The organism is Schumannella soli, assembly GCF_006517435.1.
In the GTDB taxonomy this organism is placed as follows: Bacteria; Actinomycetota; Actinomycetes; order Actinomycetales; family Microbacteriaceae; genus Schumannella; species Schumannella soli.
This window is the reverse complement of sequence record NZ_VHQG01000001.1, coordinates 513,040-528,924: the sequence shown is the minus strand read 5'-3', so window position 1 is coordinate 528,924 and position 15,885 is coordinate 513,040. Positions and strand designations below refer to the sequence as shown.

Genomic DNA, 15,885 nt, shown 5'->3' with positions numbered 1-15,885 from the left:
CGTGGATCGGCCCGCGGGCTCAGCGCGAGAACGGCGCCGTGCGGATGCCGAAGTGGTCGCGCAGGGCGGTCGCGGCGGCGTACCAGCCGTTCATGCCGTGCGTCGACGGCCCGGGCGGGGTCGCCGCCGAACCGAGGTAGAGGCCGGCGACGGGCGTGCGCCACGGTGCGCGCGACAGCACGGGGCGGGCGATCAGCTGCGGAACGGTCACGGCGCCGCCCATCATCTCGCCGCCCGGGTCGTTCGGGTTCTCGACCGCGAGCTGTGCGGCCGAGCGGTGCGCGCTCGCGAGGATCGTGTCGCGGAAACCCGGGGCGAAGCGCTCGATCTGCGCCGTGATCGTCTCCGTGAGGTCGGCATCCGATCCGGCCGGAACGTGCGTGTACGCCCAGACCGTGTGCTGGCCCTCGGGTGCGCGCGAGGGGTCGATCACGGTCGGCTGGGTCAGCAGCACGTAGGGGTTCGAGGGGATGCGGCCGGCCGCCACCTCGGCCTCGGCCGCCCCGATCTCGGCGCGGGTCCCGCCGAGGTGCACGGTCGGGGCGGCGCCGACCCGCGCATCCGACCAGGGGATCGGCGCACTCGTGGCGAAGTCGACCTTCGCGACCCCGTCGCCGCGGCGGTAGCGGCCGAGCGCGCGGCGGTAGCCCGCGGGCAGCTTCTCGCCGACATACGAGGCGAGGAACTCGGGGCTCGTGTCGAGGATCGTCACTCGGCTCGGCTCGACGTCGGAGGGGCTCGCGACGTGCTCGCCGAGGCGGATGGTGCCGCCGCGCCCCGTGAAGTCGGCGGCGAGGGCGTCGGCGATCGCCTGCGAGCCGCCGATCGGAACCGGGTAGCCGACCGTGTGACCGAAGGCCGCGAGCAGCAGGCCGGCGCCGGCCGCGCCGAGCGTGTTCAGGCGGGCGACCGTGTGGGCCGCGGTGCCGGCCGAGAGCGCGGCGCCGGCCTCGGTCGCGAAGCCCAGGCGACCGGGAGTCGCGCCGCGGCCCTGCGCATCGACGCCGCCGAAGGCCGCGAGACGCAGCGAGCGGATGCCGAACAGCGTCGCTGCGGTCGGGTCGCTCGGCCAGCGCAGCAGCGGGCCCCCGGTGAGCGTCTGCACGCCGGCGAAGTGCTCGACGAGCGGGCCGACGAAGCGCCGCCATCCGGGTCCGTCAGCGCCGAGTTCGTCGACCGTGCGGTCGAGATCGAGGTAGGCGAGCGCGGCGTCGCGGCCGTCGAGCGGATGCGCGTACGACACGTCGGGGATCGCGAGCGGCACGCGCTGCTCGAGTCCCCAGGCCCGGAAGAACGGCGACGCCAGCGCGCCCGGGTGCACGGCCGAGCAGACGTCGTGCACGAACCCCGGCAGGGTCAGCTCGGCCGACGACATGCCGCCGCCGACGCGGTCGGCGCGCTCGATCAGCTGCACCTCGAGGCCCGCCGCGGCGAGCGTGACGGCGGCGGCGAGGCCGTTCGGTCCGGCGCCGACCACAGTCGCGTCGATCATGCCTGTGCTGCTCCCCGGGTCGTGCGCGACGCTGCGTGATCGCGTCGCGCTTCCAGAGTAGACGTCACGTCCTGCCGGGCGGATGCGGGCGGCGGCGGGCGGCGACCGGTGGCCGCGTCAGGCGGGGTCGATCAGCGTGCGGTCGGCCGGGTCGACGGCGCGGGAGTTGTTGACGCGGCGGTCGACCTCGTGGGTGCGCACCGTGCCGGCGACCTGCTCGCTCGAGGCGAGCAGGGCATCCACCAGGGCGTCGGTCTCGGCGCCCGGCGTCAGCTTGGCGGGGCTCAGCCACTCGTCGCGCAGCTCGGGCGTGACGAAGGCGGGCATGCGGTCGTGCACCTCGCCGCTCGCATCGCGGGCCTCGCGGGTGATGATCGCGGCCGAGAGCTGCCACTCGCCGTCGACCTTGCGCACCGTGCACAGGCCGGCCGCGGCGAGCAGCGGCGCGCCGGCATCCGTGCCCGGCTCGGCTCCGGCGTGGATGAACCAGGGCGTCTTCGCGTTCTTCTCACCGGTCCACTCGTAGTAGCCGCGCATCGGAACGATCACACGGTGCGCGGCGAAGGCGCCCTTCCACATGCCGTTCGTCGCGACGGTCTCGATGCGGGCGTTGAACTGGGGGCGCGTGTGGCTCGTGATGAACGAGGGATGGAAGTCCCACGCCGCCGCCTCGACCGTGCGGGTGATCTGCCCGTCGCGGTGCGCGCGCTCGCGCACCACCGGGATCGCCTCGGTCGGCGCGATCGAGTACGACACCGACCAGTCGCGGAAATCGTTGCCGTCGAGCACGAACTCCTCGATGAGGTCGTTCGTCTCCTTGTCCATCGCGAAGCGCCCGCACATGCGGGCAGGCTACGCCGGGCCGCCGACATCGGGCCGTCGGCGCGGGATGTCGGCGGCGGTCGATAGGGTGGAGTCGCCGGACACTGATTCCGCATCGATTGTCGATCAATCGATACTCATTTCGCAGTCAAACTTGGAAATCACGACGGAATGCGTCATAATCGACGCTGAGCGCGGCCGTGTCCCCGTCCGGTCACGCCGCCCCAACTGCTCGCTCCGACCGCCCCGTGCGATCGGGCCGGCGGCCGCATCCACCCCGTCCGGAGGAACCCCACATGGCCAGCGCGAACCGCATCGAGCGCGACGTCGTGATCATCGGCGCCGGAGCATCCGGCCTCACCGCCGCGAACGCCCTGCGCGACGCCGGCCACAGCGTGGTCGTTCTCGAGGCCCGCGACCGCGTCGGCGGCCGCCTCTGGACCCGCGAGATCGACGGCGCGACCCTCGAGATCGGCGGCCAGTGGGTCTCGCCCGACCAGGACGCGCTCATCGACACCCTCGCCGAGCTCGGCCTCGAGACCTACTCGCGCTACCGCGAAGGCGACAGCGTCTACGTCGCCGCCGACGGCACCCGCACCCGCTTCACCGGCGAGATCTTCCCCGTCGCCCCCGAGACCGCCGCCGAGATCGAGCGCCTCATCGCGCTGCTCGACGGCCTCGTGGCCGAGGTCGACCCGGCCGCCCCGTGGGATCACCCGCGCGCCGCCGAGTACGACCAGGTGTCGTGGAAGCAGTGGCTCAGCGAGCAGACCGATGACGTCGAGGCGCGTGACAACATCGCGCTCTACATCGCCGAGGCGATGCTGACGAAGCCCTCGCACGCCTTCTCGCTGCTGCAGGCGCTGCTCATGGCGGCCTCGGCCGGCAGCTTCAGCCACCTCGTGGATGCCGACTTCATCCTCGACAAGCGCGTCGTCGGCGGTCTGCAGCAGGTTCCGCTCAAGCTCGCGGAGCGCCTCGGCGACGATGTCATCCTCAATGCGGCCGTGCGTCGACTCGAGTGGACGGGTGGAGCGGATGCCTCGGGTGCCGACGGCACGCCGATCCAGGGCGTCGTGGCCTACGCCGACGGCGGGATCGAGGTCGCCGCGAAGCGCGCGATCGTCGCGCTGCCGCCGAACCTGTTCGAGCGCATCGACTTCCAGCCCGCGCTGCCGCGCCTCGTGCAGCAGGCGCACCAGCACCTCTCGCTCGGCCTCGTCATCAAGGTGCACGCCGTCTACGCGACGCCGTTCTGGCGCGAGCAGGGCCTCTCGGGCACGGCATTCAGCCCCTATCGGATCGTTCACGAGGCCTACGACAACAGCTACGACGGCGACCCGCGCGGCACCCTCGTCGGTTTCGTGAGCGACCAGAAGGCCGACGACGTGTTCTCGCTGCCGGCCGAGGAGCGCAAGGCGCGCATCCTCGCCTCGCTCGCCGACTACTACGGCCCCGAGGCGCTCAGCCCCGAGGTCTACTTCGAGTCGGACTGGGCGGCCGAGGAGTGGACGCGTGGCGCTTACGCCGCGAGCTACGACCTGGGCGGACTCAGCCGCTACGGCGCCCACCAGACGACACCGGTCGGCCCCATCCACTGGTCGTGCAGCGACTTCGCGCCCGAGGGCTACCAGCACGTCGACGGCGCGATCCGCCTCGGGCGCACCACGGCGGCGGCGATCGCGGAGCAGCTGCGCGGCTGACGCGCGCGCGGCGCCGTTGCGCGGCGCGAGATCACGGGCGCGGGCGGGTCTGACGACTCCGCCCGCGCCTCTCGCATGACCGGCTGTGGACGACGGTCGGCACGTCCGCGCGTTTCGCGGGAAGATCGTCCTGACAACGCGGAGCAGGGAGCGATCACGGATGCGGTTCATCGTCGGGTACACGAGCACGCCGACCGGGCGGGACGCCCTGGCGCTCGGCATCCGGCTGGCCCGCGCCGCGCGCGCCCAGCTCGACCTCGTGCTCGTCGTCAATCTGCCCGAGCGCGAGGCCGGCGACGGGCCGGCCGATGACGAATACAGCCGCAAGCTGCGCGCGACGGCGCAGCAGTGGCTCGACGACGCGGCCCGCAGCATCCCCGCCGGCGTCGAGTTCGCGACGCACCTCGTCGACGCCGAGTCCTTCGCCGAGGGGCTGCTCGACGCGGCCCGCGACCTCGGCGCCCGCTTCCTCGTTATCGGCGCCGCGCACGGCGGACTGCTCGGGCGCATCGCCGCCGGCAGCGTCGCGGGCGCTCTGCTGCACTCGGCCGAGGTGCCGGTCGTGCTCGCCCCGGCCGGATGGGCCACCCGCCCCAGCGCCGTCGACGAGCCGATCAGCCGCATCAGCTGCGCGATCGGCGCCCGCGTCGGCGCCGCCCACCTGCTCGACGAGGCGCTCGGCGTCGCGCGCCGCGTCGGAGCCCCGCTGCGGCTCGTCTCGCTCGTCGGCCTCGACCAGGAGGACGGCACGGCCCGCCCCGACGCGCTCGAGGCGGGCCGCCGCCACGCCGAGACGCTGCTGCAGGCCGCGACCGAGCAGCTGCCCTCCGACATCGAGGTCAGTACGGATGTCGCGGTCGCCGGCGGCGTCGAGGCCGCGGTCGCCGCGATCGACTGGGATCCGGCCGAGGTCGTGCTGCTCGGCTCGAGCCGTCTCGCCTCGCCGCGTCGGCTCTTCCTCGGCTCCACCGCCGCGCAGATGCTGCGCGAGCTGCCGGTGCCGGTCGTCGTGGTGCCCAGCGCGGCGCGCTGAGGCGCACCACTCGCGCCGCACGCAATCCGCCGAGCCCGCCCGCCCGAGCGTTCCCCGCGCCCCGCGCGTTCACCTTCGCGACACCTCCCGTCCGCACGGCCTCGGCACAGTGGCTGACATCCCCAGCCCAGAGGTGCGCCCGCGCACCCGGACCGAGAGAGAGCCCGTGCTGCGCATGCTCATCCGCGCCGGCGGAGCCGCCGCGATCGCGACCGCCGTCGGCGGCGCCGCCCTGATCGCCCCGGCGCCCGCCCTCGCCGCCCCGACCACCGATGTCCCCGCCGCATCCTGCGCGGCCGGCGGCGTCACCGACCCGTACCTCTGCTCACCCGTCGGCAGCCTGCTCGATGTGCGCATCGGCGACGTGCACCCGACGCAGCCGTCGCTCGGCACCGACGAGGTGTACTACAAGCTCGGCCGCTACGAGAAGGGCAAGACGAGCCAGGACACCTACGGCAAGCGCTTCGGCGACTGGTGCGAGGCCAACGGCCAGACCGACGTCGCGACCGCGCAGCCGACCGCGACCCTGCGCGACGCCTCGACCTTCACCTGCGAGACCCCGCTCGGCTCCGAGACGGCCGACTCGAAGGCCGCGATGAAGACCGTCGTGATCGGCCCCGGCGGCATCCCGTATCTCACCGACGGACACCACACGCTGACCTCCTTCGCCGAGACGCTCGACGGCGGCCTCGACCTGCACGTGCGCCTGCGTGTGCTCGGCAACCTCAGCGGCCTCAGCGACGATCAGTTCTGGTCGACGATGAAGGAGAACAAGTGGGTGTGGCTGAAGGATGTGAACGGCGACGACATCCAGCCGGTCGACCTGCCCTCGAGCGTCGGGCTCGCGAACTTCGACGACGACCCGTACCGCAGCATCCTCTACTTCGGTCGTGACATCGGCTACAGCGCCAACGGCGAGATCCCCTTCCAGGAGTTCTACTGGGGCGAGTGGCTGCGCGGCCGCACCGACATCGATGTGAAGGCCTGGAACCAGGACGACCCGGCGGCGACGCTCGCCCTCGTGAAGCAGATCACGAAGGCGCAGACCGCGCTCGCCGACGACGCGGTCGTCGCGGGCGGCTTCACCGCCAAGCAGCTCGGCAAGCTCGCCGCCTGGAACGACGGCAAGAAGGAGACCGGCGGCGAGTTCGCGAAGCTCTCGAAGCCGATCACCGACGACAAGCCCGGCAAGGTCGCCCACATGGCGAACTACCGCGCCGATCGCCGGCCGCTGACGGCTCCCGCCGTGCCGGCGGCGCCGAGCCTGACGCCGGGCGAGACCCGACGCGACGCGCTGGTCGGATGGACGGCGCCGACCTCGGGCCGACCGCTCGAGTACACGGTCACGCTCACCGGCGGCGCCACGCCGCAGACCGTGACGGTCGACGGGGATGCCACGGCTCACGTCTTCAGCTCGCTCAAGCCCGGCAGCTACACGGCGACCATCACCGCGACGAACAAGGTCGGCACCTCGGCCTCGTCGAGCGCGTCGCCGCCGCTCGTGGTCGCTGACGAGACGGACCCGACCGACCCGGCGACCGGCGACGAGAAGCTCGTCGTGACCGGGTCGCTCACCGCCAGCGGACGCGTGACGATCGACGGCACCGGCTTCCGCGCCGACGCCGTCGTGACGCTCGAGCTGCACTCCGACCCGGTCGTGCTCGGCACGGCGACGGCGGACGCGCAGGGCGCGCTGAGCCTCGCCGCGACCATCCCGGCGTCGACCCCCGCGGGATCGCACACGGTCGTCGCGCTGATCGACGGCACCCAGGTCGCCGGCCAGGCCGTGCAGATCGCCGCGGCCCCGGCCGCCGGAGCGGGCGCCGGTTCGGCGGGAGCCGCCGCGGGCGACCCGGCCGCGCTCGCCTCGACCGGCGTCGACAGCCTGCCGGCCGCGGCGCTCGCCGCGCTCGCCCTGGCCACGGGCGTCGTGCTCATGCTGCTGCGTCAGATCCGCCGCACCGGACGCCGCCCCGGCGCCGCCGGTACCGCCGACACCGAGTCCTGAGCCCTGCTCTCAACGCCCGGCTGAACCCCGAGAAGCACCACCTCACCGCAGGGATGCGCGGCTCGACCTCCTCGTGAGGCTCGGGCCGCGCATCCCTGTCGCGTTCCCCCATGGTCCGCGCCCGGGCGTCACGGGCGCGAAACCTGAGCGGGCTAGCCTCGGGGCATGCTCCAGCCCGCGCTCGAACCGCACCACGACGGATCCCCGCTCTACGTCTCGAGCGGGCATCCCGAGCTCGGCGAGGTCGTGCGGGTGAGGGTGCGCATCCCGCGGGCGTGGGGGGATGCGCGGCGCGTGCTGACCCGCTCGAACCCCGACCACGAGCCGCGGTTCACCGAGGCCGAGATCGTCGCCCGCGACGACGACGCCGTCTGGTGGGAGGCCGACCTCACGGTCGAGAACCCCATCCACGGCTACCGCTTCCTGATCGAGCGCGCCGACGGCACCGCCTGGTGGCTGAGCGCCCGCGGGCTCTCGCGCACCGAGGCGCGCGACATGAACGACTTCCGGCTCGTGAGCTACCCCGAGCCACCGGAGTGGGGTCAGAGCACCGTGCTCTACCAGGTGTTCCCCGACCGCTTCGCGCGCAGCGAGCTCGCCGACCGCCGCGACCTGCCCGACTGGGCCGAGCCGGCCGCGTGGGGCGACGAGGTCATCCATGTCGGCCCGTCGACGGCGACGCAGTTCTTCGGCGGCGACCTCGACGGCGTGCGCGAGAAGCTCGACCACCTCGTCGGCCTCGGCGTGACGATGATCTACCTCACCCCCGTCTTCCCGGCGCGGTCGAACCACCGCTACGACGCCTGGTCGTTCGAGGAGGTCGACCCGCTGCTCGGCGGCGACGAGGCGCTCATCCGCCTGGTCGAGGCCGCGCACGAACGCGGACTCAAGGTCATCGGCGACCTGACGAGCAACCACTCGGGGGATGCGCACGAGTGGTTCCGCGCCGCGCACGGCCAGCCGGGTGCCGCCGAGAGCGACTTCTACTACTGGCTCGACCCCGAGCAGCAGGGCTACGTGTCGTGGCTGGGCGTGCCGAGCCTGCCGAAGCTGAACTGGCACTCGCGCGAGCTGCGGCGGCGCTTCATCGAGGGGCCGCGCTCGATCGTCGGCCGCTGGCTCGCGGAGCCGTACAGCCTCGACGGCTGGCGCATCGACGTCGCCAACATGACCGGGCGCTACCTGGATGACGACCTCAACCAGGAGGTGCGCCGCATCATCCGCCAGACGATGATCGACGTGAACCCCGACACCCTGCTGCTCGGCGAGTCGACGAACGACGCCGCGAGCGACTTCACCGGCGATGCCTGGCACGGCGCGATGACCTACGCGAACTTCACGCGTCCGCTCTGGAACTGGCTGCGCGAACCCGGCTCGCCGGCGCCCGGCGGCATCAATGTGACCCTCGGACGCACCGAGGATTTCAGCGGCCTCGAGTTCTGGGACCAGCACCGCCGCTTCACCGCCGAGCTTGCCTGGCGGGTGCGTCTGCACACCATGAACGCGCTCGACACGCACGACACCCCGCGCTTCCTCACGCACGCGCGGCCCGGCGCCGTGCCCGTCGCGTTCGGTCTCGCGGTGACGCTGCCGGGCATCCCGGTGGTGTTCGCGGGGGATGAGTTCGGCCTCGTCGGCGACGACGGCGAGCACTCGCGCACGCCGCTGCCGTGGGATCGTCTCGCCGAGGCGGCGGGCTCGATCGACCTGTACTCGGCGCTGATCGGACTCAAGCGCGCGCATCCGGCCCTCAACGGCGGCGGGCTGCGCTGGCTGCACATCGGCGACGACGTGCTCGTCTTCGCGCGCGAGACCGCCGACGAGACGGCGCTCGTCGCAGCGGCCCGGGCGGATGTCGTGGTCGAGCTGGCGGCGGGGTCGCTCGGGGCGGCGGTCGGTGACGTCGAGCGTCTCATCGGCGAAGCCGCCCTCGACATCGGAGCGGACGGCGCCGCCCGCATCCACTCGACCGGCATGTCGTTCACGGCCTGGCGCCTGCCCGGTGTCGCGCTGCCCGCGTTCCGCCGCCCCGGCGACGACGCCGAGACGCTCGCCGGCTCCGGCGACGTGACCCCCGAGCTCGCGCCCGAGGTGTTCTGAGTCGACACCTCGGGGCTGACCTGCCTGGGCCGGTGTCGGCTGGGGGCTACTCCGCCAGACGGATGAGCGCCGCCGAATCCGGGGGCAGCGCGAGCACGCCCTCGGCGGTCGCGACGACGTCGTCGGAGGTGCGGAACAGCAGCTCGTCGGCCGGCAGCGTGAACTCGCCGAGTCCCAGGTTGACCGCGACCACGAGCGAGCGGATGCGGATCGCGAGCGTGCGCGCCTCCTCGTCCACCGTCGCCGAGAGGTCGGCGAAGGTCGTCGTGCCGAACTCCGGCAGCTCGTGCCGCAGCCGGATCAGCTCCCGATGCGCCGCCAGCAACTCGCGATGGCCGGGCCGGTCGAGCTCGGTCCAGTCGAGGTTCGAGCGCTCGAAGGTCTGCGGATCCTGCGGGTCGGGCACGGCATCCGGATCCCATCCCATCTTCGCGAACTCGGCGATGCGGCCCTCCGCGGTCGCCCGGCCGAGCTCGGGCTCGGGGTGCGCGGTGAAGAACTGCCAGGGGGTGGATGCGCCCCACTCCTCGCCCATGAACAGCATCGGCGTGAACGGCGACAGCAGGTTCAGCACGGCCGCGACCGCGAGCCGCCGCGGCGAGAGCGTCGCCGTCAAGCGGTCACCCTCCGCCCGGTTGCCGATCTGGTCGTGATCCTGCGCGAAGGTCACGAGGGATGCGGTGGGCAGCTGCGCGGGGATCGGCCGGCCGTGCTCGCGCTCCCGGAACGACGAGAACGTTCCGTCGTGGAAGAAGCCCCGCGTCGCGGCCTTCGCGAGCGCGCCGAGCGGAGCGAAGTCGGCGTAGTAGCCGGTCGTCTCGCCGGTCAGCGCGACGTGCACGGCGTGGTGGTAGTCGTCGGACCACTGGGCGGTGAGGCCGTAGCCGGTGGCGCTGGTCGCGCCGGAGCCCGCGTCGTCGCCCGAGCCACCGCCGGAGCCGCCTCCCGCATCCGCCCGCGCCTCGAACATGACCGGGTCGTTGAGGTCCGACTCGGCGATCAGCGTGACCGGGCGCCCGAGCGCGTCGCTCAGCGCATCCGCCTGCGCGCCCAGCTCGGCCAGGATGTGCGGCGTCTGCTGATCGACGAGGGCGTGCACGGCATCCAGCCGGAGTCCGTCGACGCCGTAGTCGTCGAGCCAGAGCCGCGCGTTGTCGAGGATGTAGTCGCGCACCTCGACCTCGTCGAGATCCACCGAGTCGCCCCAGGTGTTGCGCGCGCCGTCGCGCAGGTACGGGCCGAAGCGCGGCAGGTAGTTGCCGCTCGGGCCGAGGTGGTTGTAGACGACGTCCTGGATGACGCCGAGACCGCGCTCATGCGCCGCGGCGACGAAGCGGCGGTAGGCCTCGGGGCCTCCGTAGCTGTCGTCGACCGCGAACCAGGCGACGCCGTCGTAGCCCCAGTTGTGCACGCCGTTGAAGCCGTTGACCGGAAGCAGCTCGACGAAGTCGATACCCAGCTCGACCAGGTGGTCGAGGCGCGCGATCGCGGAGTCGAGGGTGCCCTCGGGCGTGTAGGTGCCGATGTGCAGCTCGTAGATGACGGCGCCGGCGAGGGGGCGTCCGGGCCAGCGCTCGCCGCGGTGGCGGCCGGTGGGCGTGTGCTCGTGCTCGCGGGCGAGCTCGAAGGCGGTCGGATGCGCGGCCACGACCTCGCTGAGCGCGTGCACGCCGTCGGGCAGGCTGCGTCCGCGCGGGTCGGGGAGCGGGGTCTCGTCGTCATCGAGCAGGAAGCCGTAGCGGGATCCCTCCGGCAGCCCGGCGCCATCCCACACCCACCAGCCGGCGGCGCTGCCGGAGCGGATGCCGAGGGCGGCGGCCTCGGCCGCATCCAGTCGCCGCATCGGCTCGACCGCCCCGTCGAGGTGCAGCCGCACGCGGTCGGCTCTCGGAGCCCAGACCCGCGGCCGGAACCCGGCCACGCCGATCGCGGGCTCGATCGCTTCACTCATGTCAGTCCTCCTCGAGGCGGGCGAGCAGCGCGACCGGGTAGGTCGCGAGCAGGTCGGCGAGCGGGATCGAGCCGCCGGGGTACTCGCGGCCCGTCAGCAGGTCGACGAAGGGCGAGCTCTCGACGATCACGGTCGTGTCGCCCCAGCCGCCCGCCGCCGCCAGACCCAGCGGCAGGCGCGTCGCGACCGTCACGGCACCGCCGCGGTCGAAGGCGACCACGTGATCGGCGGCCGAGCCGAGCGCCGGAACCGCCACGTAACGGTCGAACAGCTCGGGCCGGTCGCGCCGCAGCCGCAGCGCACGCGAGGTGACGAGCAGCTTGGCGGCGCCGCTCTCATCCACCTCCGGCAGCAGCCCGGCGTCGAGCTCGGCGAGCATGGCGCGGCGCGAGGCGAAGTCGACCGGACGGCGGTTGTCCGGATCCACGAGCGACCGCTCCCAGCCCTCGCTGCCCTGGTAGACGTCGGGAACACCGGGTGCGGTCAGCTGGATGAGCTTCGCGGCGAGCCCGTTCGCGTAGCCGGCGACACGCATCCGCTCGACGATCTGCTCGACATCCGCCGCGACCTCCGCGTCGTCGAACACGTCGTCGACGAGGGCGTGCAGTCGGTCCTCCCAGCGCTCGTCGGGGTCGTTCCAGCTGGTCGAGACACCGGCCTCGCGGGCCGCCTTCTCGGCGTAGCCGTGCAGCGCTTCGCGCTCACGCGGCCAGGCGCCGACGATCGACTCCCAGAGCAGGCCCTCGAGGGCGCCGTCGTCGAGGTTCCGGTGCGCGCGCCGGCGCTCGATGAACGCCGTCCACTCCTCGGGGATCTCGCTGATCACGGTGATGCGCGCGCGGGTGTCCTCGCCGCGCTTCGTGTCGTGCGTCGAGAGGGTCGTCATGGATGCCGGGAACGCCGCCAGCCGGGTCTGCTGCCGCTGGTGGAACTCGTCCGCATCCAGCGAGAACTCGCTCGGATCGGCGCCGACCTCGGTCAGCGAGGCGAGCCGCGAGGTGCGGTAGAACGCCGTGTCTTCGACGCCCTTCGCCATGACCATGCCCGAGGTCTGCTGGAAGCGGATGGCGACCGCGCGCTCGGGGTCGGCGAGCGCGGACTGCAGCTCGGCGATCGGCGCGGCGAGGTCGGGGCGGCGCTGCAGTGCGGTCGCGACGGCGTGCTCGAGGTGCTCGGCGCCGAAGGGCAGGTAGCTGCGGTAGACGGGGAAGCAGGCGAGCAGCTCGGCCATCGCGTCGACGAGCTGCTCGGGCGTGGAGCCAGTTCCGTGGCCGCGTCGCGGATACTGCTCAGCAGTCGCATCAGCCGCCAGGGTGGGCTGCGTCGCGCTCTCGCCAGTATCGGCGTCGCTCGCGCCAGTATCCGCGCCGCGCGCGCCCTCGCGCTCCGCGAGGTGCTCGCGCACGAGGCGCCGCACCTCCGAGCCGAGGATGCCGTCGGCGATCGAGCGCTTCGTCGCGTGGATGAGGTCCGTCCAGCGGATGCGACCGCCGCGGCGGATCGCCGCATCGAGCCGGTCGAGGGCCGGCCGCCCGGCCGGGTCGACGAGCACCCGATCGATCTCGGCGAGCGCGTCGTAGCCGGTCGTGCCGGCCGCCTTCCAGAACGGCGGCAGGCTCTCGCCGTGCTCGAGGATCTTCTCGACCAGCACGTAGGCGTCGCCCGTCGCGGCGGCCAGCGCATCCAGGTAGCCGCCCGGATCGCGCAGCCCGTCGGGGTGATCGACGCGGATGCCGTCGACGAGTCCGTCGCGCACCCAGCGCACGATCTCGACGTGCGAGTCGTCGAACACCCGCTGGTCTTCGACGCGGATCGCGGCGAGCTCGTTGACGGCGAAGAACCGTCGGTAGTTCAGCTCGTGGTCGGCGCGGCGCCAGTCGATCAGCTCGTAGCTCTGGCGGTCGTGCACGCTGACCGGATCGGCGCCGTCGTCGGCGGTGCCGGGCGCGATCGGGAAGCGGTGGTCCCAGTAGCGCAGCTCGGGCTCGCCCGAACCCGAGCCGCTCGCGCTCTCGACGCGCAGCGCGCCCGACGCCGCCGCCTCGGCCAGCGTCTCGCCGAGCACCGGGATGCGCAGCTTCCCGTCGCCGTAGTCCCAGTCGATGTCGAAGGCGTCGGCGTGCGCCGAGGCGCGGCCGAGCCGCAGCACGTCCCACCACCACACGCTCTCGACCGGCTTCGACACCCCGACGTGATTCGGCACGATGTCGACGAGCACCCCGAGTCCGCGCTCGCGGGCGGCCGCGGCCAGCGCATCCAGCCCCGCCGATCCGCCGCGCGGCGCGTCGACGCGGGAGTGGTCGACCACGTCGTAGCCGTGCATCGACCCCGAGGTCGAGGCCAGCAGCGGCGACAGGTAGAACCAGTCCGCGCCGAGCTCGTTCAGATAGTCGGCGAGCTCCGCCGCATCCGCCAGCGTGAGCTCCGACGAGATCTGGAGTCGGTAGGTGGATGCGGGGATCCGGCTCATTTCTGCGGCGCCTCCTCGGCGGAATCGGGTGCGGTGCTGGCGGCGGCGGTCACGGCGTTCTCGCGCGCCGCGTTCTCGCGCTGCGCCGAGCGCGCCGACAGCGAGGCGCTGACGGAGTCGTCGCTCACCGGCTCCTCCTCGTGCTCCTGCAGCACGACGAGGGCGTGGGCGCCGAGGTCGAAGGTGTCGCCCGAGCGCAGCACGCCCCGGTCGACCCAGCCCTCGTGTCCGGCCGTGTCGACCACGACATCCCAGCCGCCGGCCTCGTCGCCGGGAACCGTGATCGTGACCGGCTCGGTGTGCGCCGAGAAGTAGACGAGGAAGCTGTCGTCGACGATGCGCTGGCCGCGCTGGTCGACGCCGCGGATGCCCTGCCCGTTGAGGAACATGCCGATCGTGCGGCCGAAACCGGCCGACCAGTCCTCGGGCAGCATCGCGGTGCCGTCGGGCTTCAGCCACTCGACGTCGGGCAGCGGCTCGCCCTCGCCGCGGCGCACCGGGCGTCCGTCGAAGAAGCGGCTGCGCCGGAAGGTCGGATGCTCGCGGCGCAGTCGGGCGAGTGCGGCGGTGAACTCGATGAGCGGCTCATCCGCGTCGTCCCAGTGCACCCAGCTCAGCTCGCTGTCCTGCGCGTAGACGTTGTTGTTGCCGTCTTGCGTGCGGCCGAGCTCGTCGCCGTGGGCGATCATCGGCACGCCCTGCGCGAGCAGCAGCGTCGCGAGGAAGTTGCGCTGCTGCCGGGCCCGCAGCCCGAGCACGGCCGGGTCGTCGGTGGGTCCCTCGACGCCGCTGTTCCACGAGCGGTTGCTGCTCTCGCCGTCGCGCCCGTCTTCGCCGTTGGCGTCGTTGTGCTTCTCGTTGTAGCTGACGAGGTCGCGCAGGGTGAAGCCGTCGTGCGCGGTGTGGAAGTTGATGCTCGCGACCGGGCGGCGCCCGTCGTCCTGGTAGAGGTCGGCCGAGCCGGTGATGCGCGACGCGAACTCGCCGAGCGTCGAGGGCTCGCCGCGCCAGAAGTCGCGCACGGTGTCGCGGTACTTGCCGTTCCACTCGGTCCACTGCGGCGGGAAGTTGCCGACCTGGTAGCCGCCGGGCCCGACATCCCAGGGCTCGGCGATGAGCTTCACCTGCGACACGATCGGGTCCTGCTGCACGAGCTCGAAGAAGGTCGACAGCTTGTCGACCTCGTAGAACTCGCGGGCGAGGGTGGAGGCGAGGTCGAAGCGGAAGCCGTCGACGTGCATGTCGGTCACCCAGTAGCGCAGCGAGTCCATGATCAGCTGCAGCGTGTGCGGGTTGCCGACGTTGAGGCTGTTCCCGGTGCCGGTGTAGTCCATGTAGAACTTCTTGTCGTCGTCGACGAGCCGGTAGTAGGCGGGGTTGTCGATGCCGCGCATCGAGATCGTGGGGCCCTGGTGGTTGCCCTCGGCCGTGTGGTTGTAGACCACATCCAGGATCACCTCGATGCCCGCCTCGTGCAGCGTGCGCACCATCTCCTTGAACTCCTGCACCTGCTGCCCGAGCTCGCCCGAGCCGCTGTAGCCGGCGTGCGGCGCGAGGAAGGCGATCGTGTTATAGCCCCAGTAGTTGCTGAGGCCCTTCTGCTGCAGGGTGTCGTCGTTGACGAACTGGTGCACGGGCATGAGCTCGATCGCGGTGGCGCCGATGCGCTTGAGGTGGTCGATGACGGCGGGATGCGCGATGCCGCCGTAGGTGCCGCGCTGCTCCTCAGGCACCGACGGGTGCAGGGCGGTGAGCCCCTTGACGTGCGCCTCGTAGATGACGCTCTCGGCGTAGGGGCGCTTCGGCTGGCGGTCGCCGCGCCAGTCGAAGAAGGGGTTGATGACGACGCCGAGCATCATGTTGCCGGCCGAGTCGTCGTCGTTGCGCTCGTCTTCGTCGCCGAAGGTGTACGAGAACATCGGCTGGCCCCACGCGATGTCGCCGCAGGTGGCCTTGGCGTAGGGGTCGAGCAGCAGCTTGTTCGGGTTGAAGCGCAGGCCCTGCTCGGGATCCCATTCGCCGTGCACGCGGTAGCCGTAGCGCTGGCCCGGCTGCACGGTGGGCAGGTAGGCGTGCCAGACGTAGGCGTCGACCTCGCGCAGCCGGATGCGCTCCTCCTCGCCGTTCTCGTCGATGAGGCAGAGCTCGACCTTCTCGGCGGCTTCGCTGTAGATCGCGAAGTTCGTTCCGCTGCCGTCGAAGGTCGCACCCAGGGGGTAGGGGGTGCCGGGCCAGACCTGCATGAGGGCCTTCCGCTGTGGTGGTGGATGCGGCGCGCTGCGGTGGTGCGGTGCTGTCGTACGGTG

The 15,885-nt window shown here is 72.5% G+C and carries 9 protein-coding genes; 4 read left to right on the top strand and 5 right to left on the bottom strand.

What is annotated here, in order from left to right; translation table 11 throughout:
• Positions 1-19: 19 nt before the first annotated feature.
• Together FJ657_RS02515 and FJ657_RS02510 are read right to left on the bottom strand one after the other, a co-directional pair.
• Positions 20-1,492, bottom strand: coding sequence for a phytoene desaturase family protein (locus FJ657_RS02515; RefSeq protein ID WP_141162095.1), 1,473 nt, complete (start codon positions 1,490-1,492; stop codon positions 20-22).
• Between the two features lie 117 nt (positions 1,493-1,609).
• Positions 1,610-2,335, bottom strand: coding sequence for an SOS response-associated peptidase (locus tag FJ657_RS02510; protein ID WP_141162094.1), 726 nt, complete (start codon positions 2,333-2,335; stop codon positions 1,610-1,612).
• A 275-nt stretch (positions 2,336-2,610) separates the two neighbouring features.
• On the opposite strand from FJ657_RS02510, the gene FJ657_RS02505 reads away from it, so the two are divergent.
• The 4 genes from FJ657_RS02505 to FJ657_RS02485 all read left to right on the top strand — a co-directional run bounded on the left by FJ657_RS02505 (position 2,611) and on the right by FJ657_RS02485 (position 9,158).
• Positions 2,611-4,017: a flavin monoamine oxidase family protein gene (locus FJ657_RS02505; RefSeq protein WP_141162093.1), complete on the top strand. Its 1,407-nt coding sequence runs from the start codon at positions 2,611-2,613 to the stop codon at positions 4,015-4,017.
• A gap of 160 nt (positions 4,018-4,177) precedes the next feature.
• Positions 4,178-5,050: a universal stress protein gene (locus FJ657_RS02500; protein WP_141162092.1), complete on the top strand. Its 873-nt coding sequence runs from the start codon at positions 4,178-4,180 to the stop codon at positions 5,048-5,050.
• Between the two features lie 175 nt (positions 5,051-5,225).
• Complete coding sequence (locus tag FJ657_RS17160) at positions 5,226-7,058, top strand: ParB-like protein (protein WP_255447166.1); 1,833 nt, start codon at positions 5,226-5,228, stop codon at positions 7,056-7,058.
• 165 nt (positions 7,059-7,223) lie between these two features.
• On the top strand, positions 7,224-9,158 hold the full coding sequence (locus tag FJ657_RS02485; protein WP_141162091.1) for a glycoside hydrolase family 13 protein: 1,935 nt from the start codon (positions 7,224-7,226) through the stop codon (positions 9,156-9,158).
• Between the two features lie 46 nt (positions 9,159-9,204).
• Here the strand turns inward: FJ657_RS02485 and treZ are convergent, their stop codons facing one another.
• From treZ to glgX, 3 genes are read right to left on the bottom strand one after another with little or no spacing between them, the layout of a single operon-like run.
• A complete protein-coding gene (treZ, locus tag FJ657_RS02480; protein WP_141162090.1) occupies positions 9,205-11,109 on the bottom strand; it encodes a malto-oligosyltrehalose trehalohydrolase in 1,905 nt (634 codons plus the stop codon).
• Between the two features lies 1 nt (position 11,110).
• Complete coding sequence (locus FJ657_RS17275; protein WP_255447090.1) at positions 11,111-13,579, bottom strand: malto-oligosyltrehalose synthase; 2,469 nt, start codon at positions 13,577-13,579, stop codon at positions 11,111-11,113.
• Positions 13,576-15,822, bottom strand: coding sequence for a glycogen debranching protein GlgX (gene glgX / locus FJ657_RS02470; RefSeq protein ID WP_141162089.1), 2,247 nt, complete (start codon positions 15,820-15,822; stop codon positions 13,576-13,578). Before glgX ends, FJ657_RS17275 begins: the two co-directional genes overlap by 4 nt.
• Positions 15,823-15,885 lie beyond the last annotated feature (63 nt).

Bases quoted from the DNA above. Each gene is read 5' to 3' on its own strand.
- FJ657_RS02515 (WP_141162095.1), bottom strand. From the start codon at position 1,492: ATGATCGACGCGACTGTGGTCGGCGCCGGACCGAACGGCCTCGCCGCC.
- FJ657_RS02510 (WP_141162094.1), bottom strand. From the start codon at position 2,335: ATGTGCGGGCGCTTCGCGATGGACAAGGAGACGAACGACCTCATCGAG.
- FJ657_RS02505 (WP_141162093.1), top strand. From the start codon at position 2,611: ATGGCCAGCGCGAACCGCATCGAGCGCGACGTCGTGATCATCGGCGCC.
- FJ657_RS02500 (WP_141162092.1), top strand. From the start codon at position 4,178: ATGCGGTTCATCGTCGGGTACACGAGCACGCCGACCGGGCGGGACGCC.
- FJ657_RS17160 (WP_255447166.1), top strand. From the start codon at position 5,226: ATGCTCATCCGCGCCGGCGGAGCCGCCGCGATCGCGACCGCCGTCGGC.
- FJ657_RS02485 (WP_141162091.1), top strand. From the start codon at position 7,224: ATGCTCCAGCCCGCGCTCGAACCGCACCACGACGGATCCCCGCTCTAC.
- treZ (WP_141162090.1), bottom strand. From the start codon at position 11,109: ATGAGTGAAGCGATCGAGCCCGCGATCGGCGTGGCCGGGTTCCGGCCG.
- FJ657_RS17275 (WP_255447090.1), bottom strand. From the start codon at position 13,579: ATGAGCCGGATCCCCGCATCCACCTACCGACTCCAGATCTCGTCGGAG.
- glgX (WP_141162089.1), bottom strand. From the start codon at position 15,822: ATGCAGGTCTGGCCCGGCACCCCCTACCCCCTGGGTGCGACCTTCGAC.